This is a genomic window from Hyphomonas sp. (genome assembly GCF_037969335.1).
Classification (GTDB): Bacteria; Pseudomonadota; Alphaproteobacteria; order Caulobacterales; family Hyphomonadaceae; genus Hyphomonas.
Map to the genome: position 1 here is coordinate 1 of NZ_JBBKXE010000136.1, position 4,062 is coordinate 4,062.

The window sequence follows — 4,062 nt, forward strand, 5'->3', positions numbered from 1 at the left end:
GGGGGTGGAGGCGTTGACGGCTTGGCGTCAACGACAGTTCCGTCCGTCTCGCCAACCTCCGTTGTGCATCCTGCCAACAGGGCTGTTGCGGCCACACTGGCCAGTATCAATCCGCGAAGTCTCATGGTCGTCCCTCCGTTAAGCGTCCTTGCTGACAGAATGGCGCAGGCGACATGGCGGGAATAGGGCAGACTTCGGATTGTTTCGGGATTTCCCGGCCTTAATTGTCCCGGTCGACCTGCGCGCCATACCAGTGTTCGACATCGGTCTCGAGAATGTCGAGCGGGCGCGGGCCACCTGTCAGGATCACTTCATGGAACGTCGCGCGGTTGAATTTCGGCCCCAGCACGCGCTCGGACCGCTCGCGCAGGTCCAGGATGCGCTGGCGCCCGACCCAATAGGCGGCTGCCTGCCCCGGCCAGACCGCATAGCGATCCACTTCCGCCGCCATCGCAGCTTCCGGCTGGCCGGTCACGCTGGTGAGATAGTCCACGGCCTGCTGGCGGCTCCACTTCATCCGGTGGATGCCGGTATCGGTCACCACCCGGGCGGCGCGGAACAGCATCGATTGCAGGTAGCCGATCCGGCCCAGCGGATCGTCCGTGTAGAGGCCGATATCGTCGGCCAGCGTCTCGGCATAGGCGCCCCAGCCTTCGCCATAGGCGACATTCCAGATCATCTGCCGGGCCAGCGGCAGGTTCGCCCGCTCGGCGGCGACCGCGCTCTCCAGGTGATGGCCGGGCAGGGTTTCATGATAAACCAGCGTCGCCAGTGTGAAGTCCGGCCAGTCACTCATGTCCGACAGGTTGATCTCGAACAGGCCGGGCGCTGACCCATTGGCCGGGGCGGCGCTATAGAAGGCTGACGGCGAGGAGCCCTCAAGGAAATCCGGTACCGCGCGGATCGCCACCCGCGTTTTCGGCAGGCTGGGAATCTCGTTTCCGAGTGCGGCCTCGGCCTTCTGCTCCAGCTGGCGCATCCGCTCCAGCAGGGCTTCGCGGCCCAGCTCATCGTCCGCATAAGTCTGTTCGGGAAGGGCGGCGAGCGCCTGCAGCCGTTCGGCCACGCTGCCCTCGACAAAGCCCGCTTCAGTCAGCGCCGCATCCAGCTGGTCGGTCAGCGCAATCACTTCGCGCTGGCCCAGCGCGTGCAGTTCGACCGCGCTGACGCCGTCATACGTATAGGCGGCCAGCGCCGCATCGTAATAGGCGTTGCCCTCTGGCAATTGCCAGACGCCGGGCTCCGACGGTGCCCGTGCGGCCAGCAGGATCAGGTCGTCGGCGAAGCGTTCATAGGCTGGCAGGATGCCCGTCTCGACCAGTTCCCGGGCGCTCGCCGCCAGTGCGTCGCGTTCCTCCGCGCTGAGGTCTTCGGGGCCGCCGAGCAGGCTGTTCAGCGTCACCACGAGCACATGCTCCTCGGCCGGGCCGGCGCCCATCTCTGTCGCCAGCACGGCCATGCGGCGCAGGATGAAGTCCGGCGCTATCACGCCCGCTGCCGCATCCGCGTTGAGGCGGCGACGCTCATCGTCGATCGCGTCCGGAAAGGCCGCCAGCCGGGCGACATAATTGCGCGCGTCCTGCGCTGTCCGCACCGGGTGCGACCGGGTCATCAGGTCCGGCACGTCCAGATAGGCGCCGCGCATCTGGTCGGCGACATAGGGATAGGCAATGCCGAGCCCGGTCTGTCCATGCCCGGCAACGAACAGGCTTTCGGCCGTCTCATAGGCCTTGATCAGTGTTTCCAGGTGACGTGCCTGGGCGCTCCCGGCGGCTGGCTTGGGCGCCTCGGCCAGCGCCTGCAGCATTTCCAGCCGCGACACGCGCACCCGCTCATAGGTCGCCTGCGACCGGTCGGTGAGGTAGCGGTTGAACTCGTATCCGACGGCCTTTTCCGTCAGGCCCAGCCGCGTGGCCATTTCCGGGTCGCGCGCCAGTTCGGTCTGCGCCAGCGTGGTCATTAACTGGTCGACCTGGCGGGCAATCCGGCGCGGCGTTCCGGCATCATCGACGGGCGGCGAACAGCTTGTCAGGCACACGGCCATCGCCAACGCCGCAAGCCGCGCTGGCAGGCCGTGATGGGAGCGGATCAGCCTCTGGATGAACATGACGTTTTTTTCACCTTGTTTTTAGTGTAGTTCAAGCCGGTTCGGGTGTTGTGGCCAGTCCCTATTTCCGCTAACGCTCCGCCCAACAATTCAGGAGCAGACACGTGAACAACCCCCCTGCAACACCGTCCGCCGGTGGCGTCCAGCCGCTGACAGGCCAGGTTCTCTTCTACCAACAGCCCCAGCCCTTGTCGCCGGAAGAACACGGTGGCCTCGGTGTCAAACAGATTTCCGATCCGTTCGGATTCCTGCGCCAGGCGCATGCCGTGCCGGTTACGGTCACCGAATTCGGTCTCGCGGCCGCGTCCTATCCGATCATTTTCGTCGGCAATGAGCGCACGCCGGTCGCCGTCATGGGTGTCCGTCAGGGCGAGAACCTGTTCGTTGACGCGCAGGGCCGTGTCCCGGATGACCATTATGTGCCGGCCTTCGTGCGCCGTTATCCGTTCGTCTTCGCCGCTGATGATGCATCTGACCGCCTCGTCCTCTGTGTCGACCGCGCCGCGCCCATGGTATCGAACCAGCCGGAAGTGCCGTTCTTCGAGAATGGCCAGCCCACGAAATTCACCAATGATGCGGTCGAATTTTGCAAGGAATTCGAGCGTCAGCGCCGCGCCACGGCAGATTTCGTGAAAATGCTGACCGACCTCGACCTGATGGAACAGAAAACCGTCGCGTTCCAGCCGCGTGACGCGCAAGGCAATCCGGTCGGTGACCAGCAGAAGATCGCTGACTATTACGCCATTTCCGAAGAGCGCCTGAATGCGCTGCCGGACGACAAATACCTTGAGTTGCGCAACAATGGCGCCGTGGGGGCCTGCTATGCCCACCTCGTCTCGCTGCTCAACTGGCCGAAAATCATCCAGCGGGCCATGCGCGTGCAGGCAGCGGAAGCACCGGCAGCCGTCTGATCCATCCGGATATGTGAATTCAAAGGCGGCTCCTTGCGGGCCGCCTTTTTGCATAATGCGGGCAGCCGCTCGCGCACCGTTCACGAATAAGCGAGGGCCTTCATTCCGCAGCCGATTGCAGGCATATGGGACGCTGACCCGATGAAAGCTTCGCAATGACCCGAATTCTCTTCAGCCTGCTCGCGGCGATCTTCCTCGGCGCCGCCGCGCCCGCGCTCGCCGCCCCGGTTGATGGCGGCCATGCCCGCGTCGAACTGATCGCAGAACGCACCAGCGTCATGCCCGGCGAAACCATCCAGGCCGCGCTGAAGATGGATCTCGACCCCGACTGGCACGTCTACTGGCGCAATGCCGGCGATGCGGGCCTGCCGCCACAGCTCGTCCACCGCGATACGAGCAACATTCCTGCTGGCGCCATCGGCGATTTTATCTGGCCCATTCCGTCTCTCCTGCCTGTCGTTGACGGCGAAATCATGGATTACGGTTACAGCGACCAGGTCATCCTGCCTTTCTCGCTGATGATCCCCGCAGCGGCCAGCGGCACGGTCCGGCTCGACGTTGTCGCTGATTATCTCATCTGCGAAGATATCTGCGTGCCGGAATATGCTGACGTCTCGCTTGTGCTGGATGTCGGCGAGGCCATTCCCGATCCGGCCCATGGCACGATGATTGCCGATTGGATCGCCAAGGCGCCAACCGGATTTGCCGGCGAGGCCCGTCTCGACACGTCCGCCGCGCCCTGGAAGCTCAGCCTGCGCGGCGCGCCCGGCCTCACCCGTGACGCGGCCCTCCGCTTCTTCCCCTTCGCCCACGAAATCAGCCACCCGGCAGGCCAGCCCGCCAGCTTCGGCGCTGACGGCGCCACGCTCACCCTCACGCCCGCCAGCCCGGATGCGCCGGACGGCCCGCTCGAAGGCGTCCTCGTCGTGGAGCAGGCAGACGGCACGCGGACAGGCTACGAACTGTCCGCCGAACAAGGCGCCGTCTTCGACAAAACGTCCGGCCTCGCCGCGACGCGTTCCGGCACGTCCGGGGCAGGGGGCA

At 65.1% G+C, this 4,062-nt stretch carries 3 protein-coding genes; 2 read left to right on the plus strand and 1 reads right to left on the minus strand.

The features are described from left to right. Nucleotides 1–220: 220 nt before the first annotated feature. The gene (locus AADA04_RS10255) at nucleotides 221–2,107 is read right to left on the minus strand and encodes a DUF885 domain-containing protein (protein WP_340693170.1); all 1,887 of its coding nucleotides are present in this window, start codon (nucleotides 2,105–2,107) and stop codon (nucleotides 221–223) included. Between the two features lie 104 nt (nucleotides 2,108–2,211). On the opposite strand from AADA04_RS10255, the gene AADA04_RS10260 reads away from it, so the two are divergent. Beyond that, nucleotides 2,212–3,018: a SapC family protein gene (locus tag AADA04_RS10260; RefSeq protein ID WP_340693171.1), complete on the plus strand. Its 807-nt coding sequence runs from the start codon at nucleotides 2,212–2,214 to the stop codon at nucleotides 3,016–3,018. 155 nt (nucleotides 3,019–3,173) lie between these two features. Next, on the plus strand, nucleotides 3,174–4,062 hold an 889-nt coding region (locus AADA04_RS10265; RefSeq protein ID WP_340693172.1), incomplete at its 3' end, for a protein-disulfide reductase DsbD domain-containing protein.